18 protein-coding genes are annotated in these 18,689 nt (G+C 70.1%); 17 read left to right on the forward strand and 1 reads right to left on the reverse strand.

The annotated features are described in order from the left end of the window. The first annotated feature begins 130 nt into the window (after positions 1-130). The 4 genes from F7R91_RS01905 to nusB all read left to right on the forward strand — a co-directional run bounded on the left by F7R91_RS01905 (position 131) and on the right by nusB (position 3,385). On the forward strand, positions 131-1,042 hold the full coding sequence (locus F7R91_RS01905; RefSeq protein ID WP_150943955.1) for a Pro-rich N-terminal domain-containing protein: 912 nt from the start codon (positions 131-133) through the stop codon (positions 1,040-1,042). A 181-nt stretch (positions 1,043-1,223) separates the two neighbouring features. Then, entirely contained in the window at positions 1,224-2,330 is a 1,107-nt protein-coding gene (locus F7R91_RS01910) for an aminopeptidase P family protein (protein WP_150943707.1), read from the forward strand. A gap of 51 nt (positions 2,331-2,381) precedes the next feature. Continuing rightward, entirely contained in the window at positions 2,382-2,948 is a 567-nt protein-coding gene (efp, locus tag F7R91_RS01915; RefSeq protein ID WP_150943710.1) for an elongation factor P, read from the forward strand. A gap of 2 nt (positions 2,949-2,950) precedes the next feature. Further along, on the forward strand, positions 2,951-3,385 hold the full coding sequence (nusB, locus tag F7R91_RS01920; RefSeq protein WP_150943712.1) for a transcription antitermination factor NusB: 435 nt from the start codon (positions 2,951-2,953) through the stop codon (positions 3,383-3,385). A 163-nt stretch (positions 3,386-3,548) separates the two neighbouring features. Here nusB and bldD read toward each other — a convergent pair whose 3' ends face one another. Then, on the reverse strand, positions 3,549-4,049 hold the full coding sequence (gene bldD, locus F7R91_RS01925) for a transcriptional regulator BldD (RefSeq protein WP_006379429.1): 501 nt from the start codon (positions 4,047-4,049) through the stop codon (positions 3,549-3,551). Between the two features lie 243 nt (positions 4,050-4,292). Here bldD and pyrR point away from each other — a divergent pair, with 243 nt between their 5' ends. From pyrR to metK, 13 genes are all read left to right on the forward strand, one after another. After that, positions 4,293-4,859, forward strand: coding sequence for a bifunctional pyr operon transcriptional regulator/uracil phosphoribosyltransferase PyrR (gene pyrR / locus F7R91_RS01930; protein ID WP_150943714.1), 567 nt, complete (start codon positions 4,293-4,295; stop codon positions 4,857-4,859). Between the two features lie 96 nt (positions 4,860-4,955). Beyond that, positions 4,956-5,933: an aspartate carbamoyltransferase catalytic subunit gene (locus F7R91_RS01935; protein ID WP_150943716.1), complete on the forward strand. Its 978-nt coding sequence runs from the start codon at positions 4,956-4,958 to the stop codon at positions 5,931-5,933. A 5-nt stretch (positions 5,934-5,938) separates the two neighbouring features. After that, positions 5,939-7,225 (forward strand): dihydroorotase, encoded by a 1,287-nt coding sequence (locus tag F7R91_RS01940; RefSeq protein ID WP_150943718.1) that lies wholly within the window; start codon positions 5,939-5,941, stop codon positions 7,223-7,225. Next, positions 7,222-7,788 carry a PH-like domain-containing protein gene (locus F7R91_RS01945; protein ID WP_150943720.1) on the forward strand — a complete coding sequence of 189 codons (567 nt, stop codon included), beginning with the start codon at positions 7,222-7,224 and terminating at the stop codon, positions 7,786-7,788. Before F7R91_RS01940 ends, F7R91_RS01945 begins: the two co-directional genes overlap by 4 nt. After that, on the forward strand, positions 7,785-8,942 hold the full coding sequence (carA, locus tag F7R91_RS01950; RefSeq protein ID WP_150943722.1) for a glutamine-hydrolyzing carbamoyl-phosphate synthase small subunit: 1,158 nt from the start codon (positions 7,785-7,787) through the stop codon (positions 8,940-8,942). Before F7R91_RS01945 ends, carA begins: the two co-directional genes overlap by 4 nt. Further along, positions 8,935-12,243: a carbamoyl-phosphate synthase large subunit gene (gene carB / locus F7R91_RS01955; protein WP_150943724.1), complete on the forward strand. Its 3,309-nt coding sequence runs from the start codon at positions 8,935-8,937 to the stop codon at positions 12,241-12,243. The genes carA and carB overlap by 8 nt, the downstream gene beginning before the upstream one ends. Before the next feature lie 70 nt (positions 12,244-12,313). Beyond that, on the forward strand, positions 12,314-13,420 hold the full coding sequence (locus F7R91_RS01960; RefSeq protein ID WP_150943957.1) for a quinone-dependent dihydroorotate dehydrogenase: 1,107 nt from the start codon (positions 12,314-12,316) through the stop codon (positions 13,418-13,420). Then, positions 13,417-14,262 (forward strand): orotidine-5'-phosphate decarboxylase, encoded by an 846-nt coding sequence (gene pyrF, locus F7R91_RS01965; protein ID WP_150943726.1) that lies wholly within the window; start codon positions 13,417-13,419, stop codon positions 14,260-14,262. The genes F7R91_RS01960 and pyrF overlap by 4 nt, the downstream gene beginning before the upstream one ends. Before the next feature lie 309 nt (positions 14,263-14,571). After that, positions 14,572-14,895, forward strand: coding sequence for an integration host factor (locus F7R91_RS01970; RefSeq protein ID WP_003977346.1), 324 nt, complete (start codon positions 14,572-14,574; stop codon positions 14,893-14,895). A gap of 58 nt (positions 14,896-14,953) precedes the next feature. Further along, positions 14,954-15,511, forward strand: coding sequence for a guanylate kinase (gene gmk / locus F7R91_RS01975; protein ID WP_150943727.1), 558 nt, complete (start codon positions 14,954-14,956; stop codon positions 15,509-15,511). A gap of 73 nt (positions 15,512-15,584) precedes the next feature. After that, positions 15,585-15,857, forward strand: a complete 273-nt coding sequence (gene rpoZ, locus F7R91_RS01980; RefSeq protein ID WP_003977348.1) for a DNA-directed RNA polymerase subunit omega — start codon at positions 15,585-15,587, stop codon at positions 15,855-15,857. Positions 15,858-15,959: 102 nt separating this feature from the next. Beyond that, the gene (coaBC, locus tag F7R91_RS01985) at positions 15,960-17,162 is read left to right on the forward strand and encodes a bifunctional phosphopantothenoylcysteine decarboxylase/phosphopantothenate--cysteine ligase CoaBC (protein WP_150943729.1); all 1,203 of its coding nucleotides are present in this window, start codon (positions 15,960-15,962) and stop codon (positions 17,160-17,162) included. 238 nt (positions 17,163-17,400) lie between these two features. Then, on the forward strand, positions 17,401-18,609 hold the full coding sequence (gene metK / locus F7R91_RS01990) for a methionine adenosyltransferase (protein ID WP_150943731.1): 1,209 nt from the start codon (positions 17,401-17,403) through the stop codon (positions 18,607-18,609). The last annotated feature ends 80 nt before the right edge of the window (positions 18,610-18,689 follow it).

Below are 18,689 nucleotides of genomic sequence, written 5' to 3' on the forward strand. Positions count from 1 at the left end.
ATGACGACCGGGGGCGGTACCGTTCGGTGCGGAGCGGGGTTCGTACCCCACTGCCTGCGCCGATCGCCTGCGGTGAGCGGTGCGCCGGAGGTGAACCGAGCCCGACATGAACGAGACGGAGTGGCACCGGATGCAGGACGCAGTGGATTCTCCGCTGCCGCCGCCCCACCAGCCGGGGCACGGACCGGCCGCCGGCTGGTCGCCGGCCGCACAGCACCCGGGTCAGCATCACCCGGGCCCGCACCAGGGTTCCGACCCCGTGCCACCGCCGCCCGCCCCCGGCTTCACCCCGGCACCCGGCTTCACCCAGGCCCCCGGCGGCCCGGTGCCGCCCGTCCCGCACCACGCGCCCCCTCCGCCCGGGCCGCAGCACACCCAGCCGCCGCCCGCTCCCGACACCACCGGCCATGTGCCGCTGCCGCCCGGTGGCCCGGTGGCCATGCCCAGCGTCCCGCCCGCCACGGCCGTGGCCCCGGACCCGGCCGGCACGACCCTCGCGGTGCTGCTCATAGGGCCCGCGGGCGCAGGGAAGACGAGCGTCGCCAAGTACTGGGCGGACCATCGCCGGGTCCCCACCGCGCACATCAGCCTCGACGACGTCCGTGAATGGGTCCGCTCGGGCTTCGCCGACCCGCAGTCGGGGTGGAACGACCACTCCGAGGCGCAGTACCGCCTCGCCCGTCGCACATGCGGCTTCGCCGCGCGCAACTTTCTCGCCAACGGCATCTCGTGCATCCTCGACGACGCGGTCTTCCCGGACCGTCCGGTCGTCGGCCTGGGCGGCTGGAAGCGACATGTGGGCCCGGGCCTGCTGCCGGTCGTCCTGCTGCCGGGCCTGGAGATCGTCCTGGAGCGCAACGCCGAACGCTCCGGCAACCGCCGTCTCACCGACGAGGAGGTCGCCCGCATCCACGGCCGCATGGCCGGCTGGTACGGCTCGGGACTCCCGATCATCGACAACTCCCAGCTGGACATTCCTCAGACGGCCCAGCTCCTGGACGACGTCCTGGCAAGGTCGATGGCAAGCCCACCCCAGTGGTGATCGCAGGGGACTGGGCCAACCCGGCAGGGGACTGGGCCAACCCGGGCGCGGAGACTGCGCGACCAATCCCCCACCGGCCGGCAGCCAGAAAACGCCGCACCTCGCGTCAAGAGCCGCCCCCCGAAAACCCACTCGGCCCTCTCAACCGGCGATATCCAGCCACGACTCCTACGCTCAAGTCATGTCAGAGGTGTACAGGACCCGCCGAACAAGGCTGAGGGAACGCTGCAACGCAAGCGGCAGCGCCGCCGCGCTCGTGACCCGCCCCGCCAACGTGCGCTACCTCGCGGGAGCGGCCCCGCAGGGCGCCGTCCTGCTGCTCGGCAAGCACGAGGACCTGCTGGTGTGCACCGGCCCGCCCGACGACCGCCCGAGCCAGGGCCGCCTCGACGAGGCGCTGCGGGTCCAGGCGCTGCCCTCACTCGGCGGCGACCCCGCCGTCGCCGCCGCCGATCTCGCCGAGGGCCAGCGCGCCGACTCCCTCGCCGTCGAGGAGCACCACCTCACGGTGGCCCGGCATCGCGCCATCCGCTCGGTGGTGCCCCGGCTGCGCCTGTCCGACCTGGGCGGCGCGGTCGAGCAGCTCAGGGTCGTCAAGGACGAGGAGGAGATCTCCTGCCTGCGCATCGGCGCCGAGATCGCCGACCAGGCGCTCGGGGAACTGCTCGAGTCCATCCTCGTCGGCCGTACCGAGCGGCACCTCGCCCTGGAACTGGAGCGGCGGCTCGTGGACCACGGCGCCGACGGCCCCGCCTTCGCGACCTCCGTCGCCACCGGCCCGAACGCCGGACGGCGCGGCCACCGGCCCACCGACCGCCGCGTCGAGGAGGGCGACTTCCTCTCCGTCTGCCTCGGCGCGACCTACCGCGGCTACCGCTGCGAGATCGGTCGCACCTTCGTCATCGGCACGTCCCCGGCGGACTGGCAGATCGAGCTGTACGACCTCGTCTTCGCAGCCCAGCGGGCCGGACGGGAGTCGCTGGCCCCCGGCGCCGCCTACCGCGACGTGGACCGAGCCGCACGTCAGGTGCTGGATTCAGCGGGGCACACGGAGGGCCTTCCGGCCCTGACGGGGCACGGCGTCGGACTCGAAATCGATGAGGACCCGCAACTGGCCCCGTCGGCCATGGGTAAACTGGACGCTTGCGTGCCGGTCACCGTCGAACCGGGGGTCCACCTCCCGGGCCGGGGCGGTGTCCGGATCGATGACACGCTCGTCGTCCGCCCAGAGGCGGACGGCGGACCGGAGCTACTCACCATCACGACCAAGGAGCTGCTCGCCCTCTAGGAAGGTGCGTGCGCCGGGGTCGTCCACGTCAGTCCAGGAGATTCCGCAACCGTGGCTTCCACGAACGACCTCAAGAACGGCATGGTGCTCAAGCTCGATGGCGGCCAGCTGTGGTCCGTCGTCGAGTTCCAGCACGTCAAGCCCGGCAAGGGCCCGGCCTTCGTGCGCACCAAGCTCAAGAACGTGCTCTCCGGCAAGGTCGTCGACAAGACGTTCAACGCCGGTGTCAAGGTCGAGACGGCCACTGTCGACAAGCGCGACATGCAGTTCTCGTACATGGACGGCGACTACTTCGTCTTCATGGACATGCAGACCTACGACCAGCTGCACATCGACCGCAAGACGGTCGCGGACGCCGCCAACTTCCTCATCGAGGGCTTCACGGCCACCGTCGCGCAGCACGAGGGCGAGGTGCTCTTCGTCGAGCTCCCGGCCGCGGTCGAGCTGACGATCGCCGAGACCGAGCCGGGCGTCCAGGGCGACCGCTCCACGGGCGGCACCAAGCCCGCCACCCTGGAGACCGGCCACCAGATCCAGGTTCCGCTGTTCATCACCACCGGTGAGAAGATCAAGGTCGACACCCGCACCAGCGACTACCTCGGCCGGGTGAACAGCTAACCGTGGCTGCCCGCAACACGGCCCGCAAGCGCGCCTTCCAGATCCTCTTCGAGGGCGACCAGCGCGGCGCCGACGTCCTGACGGTCCTCGCGGACTGGATCCGGCTCTCCCGGACCGACACCCGGCAGCCGCCGGTGAGCGAGTACACGATGCAGCTGGTCGAGGGCTACGCGCAGCACGCGAGGCGCATCGACGAGCTGATCGCGCAGTACTCGGTCGGCTGGACGCTCGACCGGATGCCGGTCGTCGACCGCAACATCCTGCGGCTGGGTGCCTACGAGCTGATCTGGGCGGACGAGACCCCGGACGCCGTCGTGCTCGACGAGATGGTGCAGCTGGCGAAGGAGTTCTCCACGGACGAGTCGCCCTCGTTCGTCAACGGCCTGCTCGGCCGTCTGAAGGACCTGAAGCCCTCGCTGCGCCGGGACGAGGCATAACAAGACGCCAGAGGCACGAAACGCCCGAGGGCCCGCAGCGTGACTGCTGCGGGCCCTCGGGCGTTCCTGTACCTCCGAGGCCCGGGAAGGCCGCAGAAAGCCGCCGGGATGGCCGGAACCGTGAAGTTCCGGCCACCCCGGCGGCACGTTTCTGCTGTGTCGGTCAGCCCTCCTCGTGGGAGACCGCGCGGCGGGCGTCCGCATCCAGCACGCCCCAGCTGATCAGCTGCTCGGTGAGGACCGACGGCGACTGGTCGTAGATGACGGCGAGTGTGCGCAGGTCGTCCTGGCGGATCGACAGCACCTTGCCGTTGTAGTCACCGCGCTGGGACTGGATCGTCGCCGCGTACCGCTGGAGGGGACCGGCCTTCTCGGCCGGCACATGGGCCAGCCGCTCCAGGTCCAGGACCAGCTTCGGCGGAGGCTCGGCGGCCCCGCCCGGCGTGGTGCCCGGAAGCAGCTCCTGCACGGGGACACCGTAGAAATCCGCCAGTTCGGCAAGGCGCTGTACGGTCACGGCGCGGTCACCGCGCTCGTACGACCCGACCACGACCGCCTTCCAGCGTCCCTGGGACTTCTCCTCGACACCGTGAAGGGAAAGGCCCTGCTGGGTGCGGATGGCCCGGAGCTTGGCCCCGAGCTGTTTGGCGTATTCGCTGGACATATAGCTCCCCGGACACTGTGCGAACGCGGCCAGGCCGCGCGGCTGGTAACTCACTGTGAGGTTACGCAGCGTTACTCTGCTGCGTCAAGCCGAATGGTCCGCACCGACGCTTCCGTGACCGGTGGTGGCCGATTACGCCAAGGGGGTGATCAGGGCTCTCGCCCGGACCTGCTACCGTTGGTGGCGCAATTTCGACGTCCTTTAAGGTCCGTCCCGTGAGGCGGAGAAGGAGGTCCGTTTCGTATGGACAAGCAGGACACGCAGCACTCCGATGCGCGGCCCGTTCTCGAAGGCCCCGACATCGCGCGCGTGCTGACCCGCATCGCCCACGAGATCGTCGAGCGCGCCAAGGGCGCCGACGACGTGGTGCTCCTCGGCATTCCGACCCGGGGCGTCTTCCTCGCCCAGCGGCTCGCCGCCAAGCTCGAGCAGATCACCGACCGCAAGATCCCGGTCGGCTCCCTCGACATCACCATGTACCGCGACGACCTGCGCATGCAGCCGCCGCGTGCGCTGGCCCGCACCGAGATCCCCGGTGACGGCGTCGACGGCAGACTGGTCGTCCTCGTCGACGACGTGCTCTTCTCCGGCCGCACCATCCGCGCCGCCCTCGACGCCCTGGGCGACATCGGCCGGCCCCGCGCGGTGCAGCTCGCGGTCCTCGTCGACCGCGGCCACCGCGAACTGCCCATCCGCGCCGACTACGTCGGCAAGAACCTCCCCACGTCGCTGCGGGAGACGGTCAAGGTCCAGCTCGCCGAGGAGGACGGTCGCGACACCGTGCTGCTCGGTGTGAAGCCGACCCAGTAGCAGACGGATCGCGTACGACGCTGTCGTACGCCGCATCGGCACGCCTGCGCCTGCCCGGAATCTCCCGAACACGAACTGCCTTACGGAGCCTGAAAGATGCAGCGTCATCTCATCTCGGCCGCCGACCTCACCCGTGACGACGCCGTCCTGATCCTCGACACCGCCGAGGAGATGGCCCGGGTCGCCGACCGGCCGATCAAGAAACTGCCGACCCTGCGCGGCCGCACCGTCGTCAACCTCTTCTTCGAGGACTCGACCCGCACCCGGATCTCCTTCGAAGCCGCCGAGAAGCGGCTCTCCGCGGATGTCATCAACTTCTCCGCCAAGGGTTCGAGCGTGTCCAAGGGCGAGTCCCTCAAGGACACGGCCCAGACCCTGGAGGCCATGGGCGTCGACGCCGTCGTCATCCGGCACGGCGCCTCCGGAGCCCCCTACCGGCTCGCCAACTCCGGCTGGATCGACGCCGCCGTCATCAACGCCGGCGACGGCACCCACCAGCACCCCACGCAGGCCCTGCTCGACGCCTTCACAATGCGCCGCCGGCTGGTCGGACGCGACGCCGGCATAGGGCAGGACCTCGCGGGCAGGCGCATCACGATCGTCGGCGACGTCCTGCACAGCCGGGTCGCGCGCTCCAACGTCGACCTGCTGCACACCCTCGGCGCCGAGGTCACCCTCGTCGCGCCGCCGACCCTGGTGCCGGTCGGCGTCGAGACCTGGCCGTGCGAGGTGTCGTACGACCTCGACAGCACGCTGCCGAAGACCGACGCGGTGATGATGCTGCGGGTCCAGCGCGAGCGGATGAACGCGGCGTTCTTCCCGACCGAGCGCGAGTACTCGCGGCGCTACGGCCTCGACGGCGACCGCATGGCGAAGATGCCCGAGCACGCCATCGTGATGCACCCCGGCCCGATGGTCCGCGGCATGGAGATCACCGCCGAGGTCGCCGACTCCGAGCGCTGCACCGTCGTCGAGCAGGTCGCAAACGGAGTCTCCATCCGGATGGCCGTCCTGTATCTGCTGCTCGGTGGAAACGAGCCGGCCGTCGCCCACACCCGTACCGAGGAGAAGTAAGACAGATGAGCAAGATCCTGATCCGCGGTGCGAAGGTGCTCGGCGGCGAGCCGCAGGACGTCCTGATCGACGGCACCACCATCGCCGAGGTGGGCGCCGGTCTGTCCGCCGAGGGCGCCGAGGTCGTCGAGGCCGGCGGCAAGCTGCTCCTGCCGGGCCTGGTCGATCTGCACACCCATCTGCGCGAGCCCGGCCGCGAGGACTCCGAGACCGTCCTCACCGGCACGCGCGCGGCCGCCTCCGGCGGCTACACGGCCGTCTTCGCCATGGCCAACACCTTCCCGGTCGCCGACACCGCCGGTGTCGTCGAGCAGGTCTACCGGCTCGGCCAGCAGCACGGCTACTGCGATGTGCAGCCGATCGGTGCCGTCACCGTCGGCCTGGAGGGCAGGAAGCTCGCCGAGCTGGGCGCCATGCACGAGTCGGCGGCCGGAGTCACCGTCTTCTCCGACGACGGCAAGTGCGTCGACGACGCGGTGATCATGCGGCGGGCGCTGGAGTACGTGAAGGCCTTCGGCGGTGTCGTCGCCCAGCACGCGCAGGAGCCGCGGCTGACCGAGGGCGCCCAGATGAACGAGGGCATCGTCTCCGCCGAGCTGGGGCTCGGGGGCTGGCCCGCGGTGGCCGAGGAGTCGATCATCGCCCGGGACGTGCTGCTCGCCGAGCACGTCGGCTCCCGCGTCCACATCTGCCACCTGTCGACCGCCGGCTCCGTCGAGATCGTGCGCTGGGCCAAGTCCCGCGGCATCGACGTCACCGCCGAGGTCACCCCGCATCACCTCCTGCTCACCGACGAGCTGGTGCGGACGTACAACCCGGTCTACAAGGTCAACCCGCCGCTGCGCACCGAGCGTGATGTGCTCGCCCTGCGCGAGGCGCTCGCCGACGGCACGATCGACATCGTCGCCACCGACCACGCCCCGCACCCGCACGAGGACAAGGACTGCGAGTGGGCCGCGGCCGCCATGGGCATGGTCGGGCTGGAGACCGCGCTGTCGGTGGTCCAGGAGACGATGGTCGACACCGGACTGCTCGACTGGGCGGGTGTCGCCGACCGCATGTCCTTCACGCCCGCGCGGATCGGCGGGGCGAAGGGCCACGGCCGTCCCGTCTCGGCAGGTGAGCCCGCCAACCTCACCCTCGTCGACACGGCATACCGTGGGTCGGTGGACCCCGCGGGCTTCGCCTCGCGCAGCCGCAACACCCCGTACGCGGGCCGCGAGCTGCCGGGCCGGGTCACCCACACTTGGCTCCGGGGCAAGGCCACGCTCGTCGACGGGAAGCTCACGTGACACCTGTACTCCTGCTGGCCGCCGAGAAGGAATCGGCTCAGGTCACCGACTGGGCCGGCCGTATCGGCTGGCTCGTCGGACTCGCCCTCTTCGTCGCGCTCGTGTACTGGCTGATGCGCGAGGGCTGGAAGTGGCGCGGCACGCTCCAGGGCGACCTGCCCGAGCTGCCCACCGCGCCGGAGAACACCGGCCCGGTGAAACTGAGCATGAGCGGCCGCTACCACGGCTCCACCACCGCCGGTCAGTGGCTGGACCGCATCGTGGCGCACGGCCTCGGCACCCGCAGCCGCGTCGAGCTCACGCTGACCGGCGCGGGACTGGATGTCGTACGCCCCGGCGCGACCGACTTCTTCGTGCCCGCCGCCGCGCTGCGCGAGGCCCGGCTCGACAAGGGCATCGCCGGCAAGGTCCTGACCGAGGGCGGCCTCCTCGTCGTGACCTGGGAGCACGGCGAGAGGCTGATCGACTCCGGGTTCCGCTCCGACCGCGCGGCCGAGCACCACGCGTGGGCCGACGCCATCAACTCCATGATCAACAAGACGGAAACGGAAGGCGCACGATGACGACCTCCACAAGGGGAGCCTCGAAGGTTCCCGCGGTACTCGTCCTGGAGGACGGCCGGATCTTCCACGGCCGTGCCTACGGGGCCGTGGGGGTGACCTTCGGCGAGGCCGTGTTCTCGACGGGCATGACCGGCTACCAGGAGACCCTCACCGACCCGTCGTACCACCGCCAGGTCGTCGTGATGACCGCCCCGCACGTCGGCAACACCGGCGTCAACGACGACGACCCCGAGTCGCAGCGGATCTGGGTGTCCGGATACGTGGTGCGCGACCCCGCGCGCGTGCCCTCCAACTGGCGCGCCAAGCGGTCGCTGGACGAGGAGCTGCGCCACCAGGGCGTCGTCGGTATCAGCGGGATCGACACCCGTGCGCTGACCCGGCACCTGCGCGAGCGCGGCGCCATGCGCGTCGGCATCTTCTCCGGCAACGCGCTGCCCGACGAGGGCACCATGCTCGCCGAGGTGCGCCAGGCCCCCGAGATGAAGGGCGCCGACCTGTCGGCGGAGGTCGCCACCAAGGAGCCCTACGTCGTTCCGGCCATCGGCGAGAAGAAGTTCACCGTCGCCGCCGTCGACCTCGGTATCAAGGGCATGACCCCGCACCGCATGGCCGAGCGCGGCATCGAGGTGCATGTGCTGCCGGCCACCGCGAGCGTCGAGGACGTGTACGCGGTGCAGCCCGACGGCGTGTTCTTCTCCAACGGTCCGGGCGACCCGGCCACAGCCGATCACCCGGTCTCCGTGATGCAGGCGGTGCTGGAGCGCGGCACGCCACTGTTCGGCATCTGCTTCGGCAACCAGATCCTCGGCCGCGCCCTCGGCTTCGGCACCTACAAGCTGAAGTACGGCCACCGCGGCATCAACCAGCCGGTGCAGGACCGTACGACCGGCAAGGTCGAGGTCACCGCGCACAACCACGGCTTCGCCGTCGACGCCCCGCTCGACAAGGTCTCCGAGACCCCCTACGGCCGCGCCGAGGTCTCCCACGTCTGCCTCAACGACAACGTGGTGGAGGGGCTCCAGCTCCTCGACCGGCCGGCCTTCAGCGTCCAGTACCACCCCGAAGCGGCAGCGGGCCCGCACGACGCCGCCTACCTGTTCGACCGCTTCACATCTTTGATGAACACTGTCCTGATGGAGGGCCAGCGTGCCTAAGCGCACCGATATCCAGTCCGTCCTGGTCATCGGCTCCGGCCCGATCGTCATCGGCCAGGCCGCCGAGTTCGACTACTCCGGCACCCAGGCGTGCCGGGTGCTGAGGGCCGAGGGCCTGCGGGTGATCCTGGTCAACTCCAACCCGGCCACGATCATGACCGACCCGGAGATCGCCGACGCGACCTATGTCGAGCCGATCACCCCGGAGTTCGTCGAGAAGATCATCGCCAAGGAGCGGCCGGATGCGCTGCTGCCCACCCTGGGCGGGCAGACGGCCCTGAACACGGCGATCTCGCTGCACGAGAACGGCGTGCTGGCCAAGCACGGGGTCGAGCTGATCGGCGCCAACGTCGAGGCGATCAACAAGGGCGAGGACCGCGACCTCTTCAAGGAGGTCGTCGAGGCGGTCCGCGCGAAGACCGGGCACGGCGAGTCCGCCCGCTCGGTGATCTGCCACTCGATGGACGACGTGCTCGCGGGCGTCGAGACCCTCGGCGGCTACCCGGTCGTCGTCCGCCCCTCCTTCACGATGGGCGGGGCGGGTTCCGGGTTCGCGCACGACGAGGACGAGCTGCGGCGGATCGCCGGGCAGGGGCTGACCCTGTCGCCGACCACCGAGGTGCTCCTGGAGGAGTCCATCCTCGGCTGGAAGGAGTACGAGCTGGAGCTGATGCGCGACAAGCACGACAACGTCGTGGTCGTCTGCTCCATCGAGAACTTCGACCCGATGGGCGTGCACACCGGCGACTCGATCACGGTGGCGCCGGCGATGACGCTGACCGACCGGGAGTACCAGATCCTGCGCGACATCGGCATCGCGGTGATCCGCGAGGTCGGGGTGGACACCGGCGGCTGCAACATCCAGTTCGCGGTCAACCCGGACGACGGCCGGGTGATCGTCATCGAGATGAACCCGCGCGTGTCGCGCTCCTCGGCGCTGGCGTCGAAGGCGACCGGTTTCCCGATCGCCAAGATCGCGGCCAAGCTCGCCGTCGGCTACACCCTCGACGAGATCCCGAACGACATCACCGAGCAGACCCCGGCCTCCTTCGAGCCGACCCTCGACTACGTCGTCGTCAAGGCTCCCCGATTCGCCTTCGAGAAGTTCCCGCAGGCCGACTCCACGCTGACGACGACCATGAAGTCGGTCGGCGAGGCGATGGCGATCGGCCGGAACTTCACCGAGGCGCTGCAGAAGGCTCTCAGGTCGCTGGAGAAGAAGGGCTCGCAGTTCACGTTCGTGGGCGAGCCCGGCGACAAGGCCGAACTCCTGCGTGACGCCGTCCGCCCGACCGACGGCCGGATCAACTCCGTGATGCAGGCCATCCGCGCGGGCGCCACGCCCGAGGAGGTCTTCGAAGCGACGAAGATCGACCCGTGGTTCGTGGACCAGCTCTTCCTGATCAAGGAGATCGCGGACGAGCTGGCCGCAGCCGACCTTCTGGACACCGAGCTGCTGGCCGAGGCCAAGCGGCACGGGTTCTCCGACCAGCAGATCGGCGCGATCCGCGGGCTGCGCGAGGACGTGGTCCGCGAGGTGCGGCACGCCCTGGGCATCCGCCCGGTCTACAAGACGGTCGACACCTGCGCCGCCGAGTTCGCGGCGAATACGCCGTACTTCTACTCCTCCTACGACGAGGAGACCGAGGTCGCGTCACGCGAGAAGCCCGCCGTCATCATCCTGGGCTCCGGCCCGAACCGCATCGGCCAGGGCATCGAGTTCGACTACTCCTGCGTGCACGCCTCCTTCGCGCTGAGCGACGCCGGCTTCGAGACGGTGATGGTCAACTGCAACCCGGAGACCGTGTCGACGGACTACGACACCTCCGACCGGCTGTACTTCGAGCCGCTGACCCTGGAGGACGTGCTGGAGATCGTCCACGCCGAGCGGCAGGCGGGCCCGGTCGCCGGGGTGGTGGTGCAGCTGGGCGGGCAGACCCCGCTGGGTCTGGCGCAGGCGCTGAAGGACAACGGGGTGCCGATCGTGGGCACCTCCCCGGAGGCGATCCATGCGGCCGAGGACCGCGGCGCCTTCGGCCGGGTGCTGGCCGAGGCGGGTCTGCCCGCCCCCAAGCACGGCACCGCCACCACCTTCGCCGCCGCCAAGGCCATCGCCGACGAGATCGGCTACCCGGTTCTGGTCCGGCCGTCGTACGTGCTCGGCGGGCGCGGCATGGAGATCGTCTACGACGAGGCCCGGCTGTCCTCGTACATCGCCGAGTCCACCGAGATCAGCCCCTCGCGGCCGGTCCTGGTGGACCGCTTCCTCGACGACGCCATCGAGATCGACGTCGACGCCCTCTACGACGGCACCGAGCTCTACCTCGGCGGCGTGATGGAACACATCGAGGAGGCCGGCATCCACTCCGGCGACTCGGCCTGCGCCCTGCCCCCGATCACGCTGGGCGGCTTCGACATCAAGCGCCTGCGGGCCTCGACCGAGGCCATCGCGAAGGGTGTCGGGGTCCGCGGTCTGATCAACATCCAGTTCGCGATGGCCGGGGACATCCTCTACGTGCTGGAGGCCAACCCGCGTGCCTCGCGCACCGTCCCCTTCACCTCCAAGGCCACCGCGGTGCCTCTGGCGAAGGCAGCCGCCCGGATCTCCCTGGGCGCGACCATCGCCGAGCTGCGCGCGGAGGGCCTGCTGCCGGCGAACGGGGACGGCGGCACGCTGCCGCTGGACGCGCCGATCTCCGTCAAGGAGGCCGTGATGCCGTGGTCGCGGTTCCGCGACATCCACGGGCGCGGCGTCGACACCGTGCTCGGCCCGGAGATGCGTTCCACCGGCGAGGTCATGGGCATCGACTCGGTCTTCGGCACGGCGTACGCCAAGTCCCAGGCCGGCGCCTACGGCCCGCTGCCCACCAAGGGCCGGGCCTTCATCTCGGTCGCCAACCGCGACAAGCGCTCGATGATCTTCCCGGCGCGTGAGCTGGTCGCCCACGGCTTCGAACTGCTGGCCACCTCCGGCACGGCCGAGGTCCTCAAGCGCAACGGCATCAACGCGGCGGTCGTGCGCAAGCAGTCCGAGGGCACCGGCCCGAACGGCGAGCGGACCATCGTGCAGCTCATCCACGACGGCGAGGTCGACCTCATCGTCAACACCCCCTACGGCACCGGCGGCCGCCTCGACGGCTACGAGATCCGCACGGCCGCCGTCGCCCGCTCCGTGCCCTGCCTGACCACTGTCCAGGCACTCGCCGCCGCCGTCCAGGGCATCGACGCCCTCAACCACGGTGACGTAGGCGTGCGTTCACTGCAGGAACACGCGGAACACCTGACCGCGGCCCGCGACTAGCAGCCCTGAGGGGGACATCGGAAACGGTGTCCCCCTCTTCGTGAGGACACCCCGTCTTCGTGAGGACACCATGTACAAGTTCTTCTTCACCCTCGTCTTCAAGCGGATGGATCCCGAGCGGGCGCACCACCTCGCCTTCCGCTGGATCCGGCTCGCCGCCCGCGTCCCGGTGCTGCGTACGTTCGTCGCGGCCGCGCTCGCGCCCCGCTACAAAGAACTGCGCACCGAGGCGTTCGGGCTGCGCATGCACGGGCCCTTCGGGCTCGCCGCCGGCTTCGACAAGAACGCCGTCGCCATCGACGGCATGTCGATGCTCGGCTTCGACCATGTCGAGATCGGCACGGTGACGGGGGAGCCGCAGCCGGGCAACCCCAAGAAGCGGCTGTTCCGCCTCGTCGCCGACCGGGCGCTGATCAACCGGATGGGCTTCAACAACGACGGCTCCCTGGCCGTGGCCGCCCGCCTGGCCTCCCGTACTCCCGTGTTCCGGACCGTGGTCGGCGTCAACATCGGCAAGACCAAGGTCGTACCGGAGGCGGAGGCCGTGGCCGACTATGTGAAGTCGGCCGAGCGGCTGGCGCCGTACGCCGACTACCTGGTCGTGAATGTCTCCTCCCCGAATACGCCCGGACTGCGCAACCTCCAGGCGACCGAGGCGCTGCGCCCGCTGCTGACCGCGGTGCGCGAGGCCGCCGACCGTACGGTCGGGACGCGCCGCGTCCCGCTCCTGGTGAAGATCGCCCCGGACCTCGCGGACGAGGACGTCGATGCCGTCGCCGACCTGGCCGTCGAGCTGGGCCTGGACGGGATCATCGCCACGAACACCACCATCGCGCGCGACGGACTCGGTCTGGAATCCAAACCCTCCCTGGTCAAGGAGGCCGGCGGACTGTCCGGCGCCCCCCTCAAGGCGCGCTCCCTGGAGGTGCTGCGCCGCCTCTACGCGCGCGTGGGCGACCGGATCACCCTCGTGGGCGTCGGCGGCGTCGAGAACGCGGAGGACGCCTGGCAGCGCATCCTGGCGGGCGCCACGCTGGTACAGGGGTACAGCGCCTTCATCTACGAGGGGCCCTTCTGGAACCGCGCCCTGCACAAGGGGCTCGCCGCCCGCCTCCGCACGAGCCCGTACGCCACGCTTGCCGACGCGGTCGGCGCCGACGTAAGGAAGACGGCATGACGCATCTGGAACCCTTCGGCGCGCGTCTGCGCCGGGCCATGGACGAGCGCGGCCCGCTGTGCGTCGGGATCGATCCGCATGCCTCCCTGCTCGCCGAGTGGGGCCTGAAGGACGACATCGCGGGGCTGGAGCGGTTCAGCCGCACCGTCGTCGAGGCGATGGCCGACCGGATCGCCGTCCTGAAGCCGCAGAGCGCCTTCTTCGAGCGGTTCGGGTCGCGCGGGGTCGCCGTCCTGGAGAAGTCGGTCGAGGAGGCGCGGGCGGCCGGTGCGCTGGTCGTGATGGACGCCAAGCGGGGCGACATCGGCTCGACGATGGCCGCGTACGCCGAGTCCTTCCTGCACAAGGACTCCCCGCTGTTCTCGGACGCCCTCACCGTCTCGCCGTACCTCGGCTACGGATCGCTGTCTCCCGCCGTCGCCCTCGCGCGGGAGAGCGGCGCCGGCCTGTTCGTCCTCGCGCTGACCTCCAACCCGGAGGGCGGGGAGGTCCAGCACGCGGTCCGCGCGGACGGCCGGACCGTGGGCGCGACGATGCTGGCCCACCTGGCCGCCGAAAACCTGGGGGAGGAGCCCATGGGCTCCTTCGGTGCGGTCGTCGGCGCCACGCTCGGCGACCTGTCGTCCTACGACCTGGACATCAACGGGCCGCTTCTCGCGCCCGGCATCGGCGCCCAGGGGGCGACCCCGGCCGATCTTCCCGGGGTCTTCGGTACGGCGGTGCGCAATGTCGTCCCGAACGTCAGCCGGGGGGTGCTGCGGCACGGTCCCGACGTAGGAGCGCTGCGCAGGGCCGCTGAGCGCTTCGCGGAGGAGATCCGGGCCGCCGTGGCAGCCGCCTGAGCCGTCCTGGGTGCCCGCCGGAGTCCGCCGATGAGTGATTCGGGGCCTACTTGAGTCTGGATACATCCTCAAATCCAGGGCAGTATGTCTGAAATGTCCGTCCTGACGGAGGCTGACCAGGACTTTTCCGCTGTTCTCGCTGACTCTGGCGGACTTGGCCGCTAGTCTCCGACGAGTGAGGGCACCTCCCACGCCCTCAAGGCAGTGGGGGAGAACGGGCAGCGTGTTGCTCGTGGCTCCCCAGGTGTGGGGCGACTAGGTTCCTCACCGGTCCGTATCCGACAGTTCAACATCCGAGGTGACGTAGGCGTGGCTCTTCCGCCCCTTACCCCTGAACAGCGCGCAGCCGCGCTCGAAAAGGCCGCCGCGGCTCGCCGGGAGCGGGCCGAGGTCAAGAATCGACTCAAGCACTCCGGCGCCTCCCTGCACGAGGTCATCAAGCAGGGCCAGGAGAACGACGTCATCGGCAAGATGAAGGTCTCCGCCCTCCTTGAGTCCCTGCCGGGCGTGGGCAAGGTCCGCGCCAAGCAGATCATGGAGCGACTGGGCATCTCCGAGAGCCGCCGCGTGCGCGGCCTCGGTTCCAACCAGATCGCCTCCCTGGAGCGTGAGTTCGGCAGCACCGGCTCCTGATCCCGGTCCTCCGGGCAAGGAGTCCCGGGCACTCCGGGATTGCTGGAATAATCGCTGCATGAGTGAACGTCCGCGGCTGACCGTGCTCTCCGGCCCCTCAGGGGTCGGTAAGAGCACGGTCGTCGCCCATATGCGCAAGGAACATTCCGAGGTCTGGCTCTCGGTGTCGGCGACGACCCGGGGGCCCCGCCCCGGCGAGCGGCATGGGGTCCACTACTTCTTCGTCACCGACGAGGAGATGGACAAGCTGATCGCCAACGGCGAGCTGCTGGAGTGGGCGGAATTCGCCGGCAACCGCTACGGCACGCCGCGTGCGGCCGTACTGGAGCACCTGGAGACCGGGGTGCCGGTTCTCCTGGAGATCGACCTCCAGGGCGCCCGGCAGGTCCGCGAGTCCATGCCCGAGGCCCAGCTGGTGTTCCTGGCCCCTCCCTCCTGGGAGGAGCTGGTGCGCAGACTCACCGGCCGGGGGACCGAGCCGCCCGAGGTGATCGAGCGCCGTCTGGACGCGGCCAAGGTCGAGCTGGCGGCCGAGCCGGAGTTCGATGCGACCCTGGTCAACACCTCCGTCGAGGACGTGGCTCGCGAGCTGCTAGCCTTGATGGACGTTGTGTGATCGTGACGGGTCTGCTTCCGCCGACTGTCTGATCACGCCGACTGAATCTTTCCCATCCATCGGAAGGTAGAGCGTGTCCTCTTCCATCTCCGCGCCCGAGGGCATCATCAACCCGCCGATCGACGAGCTCCTCGAGGCCACCGACTCGAAGTACAGCCTCGTGATCTACGCGGCCAAGCGGGCCCGCCAGATCAACGCGTACTACTCGCAGCTCGGCGAGGGCCTCCTCGAGTACGTCGGTCCGCTCGTCGACACCCATGTCCACGAGAAGCCGCTCTCGATCGCTCTTCGCGAGATCAACGCGGGGCTGCTGACGTCCGAGGCCATCGAGGGTCCGGCGCAGTAGTTTTTTCTGCTTGCAGTTTGGTTTTCCACAGGCCCGGCAGCGCGACTGCCGGGCCCGTGGTGTGTCATGGGGGTTGTACGTTTCCTAGTCCGGGGAGAGACGGTGGACAAGCCGAAGGTCGTTCTGGGGGTCAGCGGCGGCATCGCCGCCTACAAGGCCTGTGAGCTGCTGCGCAGACTCACGGAGTCGGGCCACGACGTCCGTGTCGTCCCCACGGCCTCCGCCCTGCACTTCGTCGGCGCCGCCACCTGGTCCGCGCTCTCCGGCAACCCCGTCTCCACCGAGGTCTGGGACGACGTCCACGAGGTCCCGCACGTCCGCATCGGCCAGCACGCCGACCTGGTGGTCGTCGCCCCGGCCACCGCGGACACGCTCGCCAGGGCCGCCCACGGCCTCGCCGACGATCTGCTCACCAACACCCTGCTCACCGCCCGTTGTCCCGTTGTCTTCGCCCCCGCCATGCACACCGAGATGTGGGAGCACCCGGCCACCCAGGAGAACGTGGCGACGCTGCGCCGCCGGGGAGCCGTCGTGATCGAGCCGGCCGTGGGCCGGCTCACCGGGGTCGACACGGGCAAGGGCCGGCTGCCCGACCCCGCCGAGATCTTCGAGGTCTGTCGCCGTGTGCTGGCCCGCGGGGTGGCCGGACCGGACCTCACGGGGCGGCACGTCGTCGTCAGCGCCGGAGGCACCCGCGAACCCCTCGACCCGGTCCGCTTCCTCGGCAACCGCTCCTCGGGCAAACAGGGCTACGCCCTCGCCCGCACCGCCGCCGCGCGCGGCGCCCGCGTCACGCTGATCTCGGCGAACACCGGACTGCCGGACCCGGCGGGAGTGGATGTCGTCCCGGTCGGCACGGCGGTGCAGCTGCGCGAGGCGGTGCTGAAGGCGGCCGCCGACGCCGACGCGGTCGTCATGGCCGCGGCGGTCGCCGACTTCCGCCCGGAGACGTACGCCGCCGGAAAGATCAAGAAGAAGGACGGCCAGGACCCCGAGCCCGTCGTCCTCGTACGCAATCCGGACGTCCTCGCGGAGATCTCGGCCGACCGCGCCCGCCCCGGACAGGTGATCGTCGGCTTCGCCGCGGAGACGGACGACGTGCTGGCCAACGGCCTGTCCAAGCTCCGGCGCAAGGGCTGCGACCTGCTCGTCGTCAACGAGGTGGGGGAGCGCAAGACCTTCGGGTCGGAGGAGAACGAGGCCGTGGTGCTGGGCGCCGACGGAAGCGAGACGATCGTCCCGTACGGCCCGAAGGAAGCCCTGGCCGAAACCGTGTGGGACCTGGTGGCCGAACGCCTGGTGTGAAGCTTGCCTTCACCTCGGGGCGCGCTGGAACCACCCACATTGGGGCGTGGCGGCCCTGGCCAACGCCGCCCGCGATTGGGCAGAATGCCCGTGCCGCAGGTCACAGGGCTCCCGAGAGGCGAGACACGGGGGCCGGTGGCCGGGTGCGACCGATAAACTGTTCTCGGACGACGCCGGGCGCAGCCCCCGGCCGTCCGCCAATGATCAGCCAGCAGCCGCTGCAACCCCAGGGAGCGTTGTGTCCCGTCGCCTGTTCACCTCGGAGTCCGTGACCGAGGGTCACCCCGACAAGATCGCTGACCAGATCAGCGACACCATTCTCGACGCGCTTCTGCGTGAGGACCCGACCTCCCGGGTCGCCGTCGAGACCCTGATCACCACCGGCCTGGTGCATGTGGCCGGCGAGGTCACGACCAAGACCTACGCGGACATCGCGACCCTGGTCCGCAACAAGATCCTCGAGATCGGCTACGACTCCTCCAAGAAGGGCTTCGACGGGGCCTCCTGCGGCGTCTCGGTGTCCATCGGCGCGCAGTCCCCGGACATCGCCCAGGGTGTCGACACGGCGTACGAGAACCGTGTCGAGGGCGACGAGGACGAGCTGGACCGCCAGGGCGCAGGCGATCAGGGCCTGATGTTCGGCTACGCGACGGACGAGACGCCGACGCTGATGCCGCTGCCGATCTTCCTGGCGCACCGCCTGTCGAATCGCCTGTCCGAGGTCCGCAAGAACGGCACGATCCCCTACCTGCGCCCGGACGGCAAGACGCAGGTCACCATCGAGTACGACGGCGACAAGGCGGTCCGTCTGGACACGGTCGTCGTCTCCTCCCAGCACGCGAGCGACATCGACCTCGAGTCGCTGCTGGCGCCCGACATCCGCGAGTTCGTCGTCGAGGCGGAGCTGAAGGCGCTCCTCGACGAGGGCATCAAGCTCGACACCGAGGGCTACCGCCTGCTGGTGAACCCGACCGGCCGCTTCGAGATCGGCGGCCCGATGGGCGACGCCGGCCTCACCGGCCGCAAGATCATCATCGACACCTACGGCGGCATGGCCCGCCACGGCGGCGGCGCCTTCTCCGGCAAGGACCCGTCCAAGGTGGACCGCTCGGCGGCGTACGCGATGCGCTGGGTCGCCAAGAACGTCGTCGCCGCGGGTCTGGCCTCCCGCTGCGAGGTCCAGGTCGCCTACGCCATCGGCAAGGCCGAGCCGGTCGGCCTGTTCGTCGAGACCTTCGGCACCGCCAAGATCGAGGCCGAGCGGATCGAGCAGGCGATCGAGCAGGTCTTCGACCTGCGTCCGGCCGCCATCATCCGCGACCTCGACCTGCTGCGTCCGATCTACGCCCAGACCGCCGCGTACGGCCACTTCGGCCGTGAGCTTCCCGAGTTCACCTGGGAGCGCACGGACCGCGTGGACGCGCTGCGCAAGGCTGCGGGGCTGTAAGCCCCGAGCTGTCTCCCACCGAGGTCCGGCCCTCCCGAGGGGGGCCGGACCTCGGCGTTTCCCGGAAGGCAAAAGGGTCG

The organism is Streptomyces luteolifulvus (assembly GCF_008806595.1).
In the GTDB taxonomy this organism is placed as follows: Bacteria; Actinomycetota; Actinomycetes; order Streptomycetales; family Streptomycetaceae; genus Streptomyces; species Streptomyces luteolifulvus.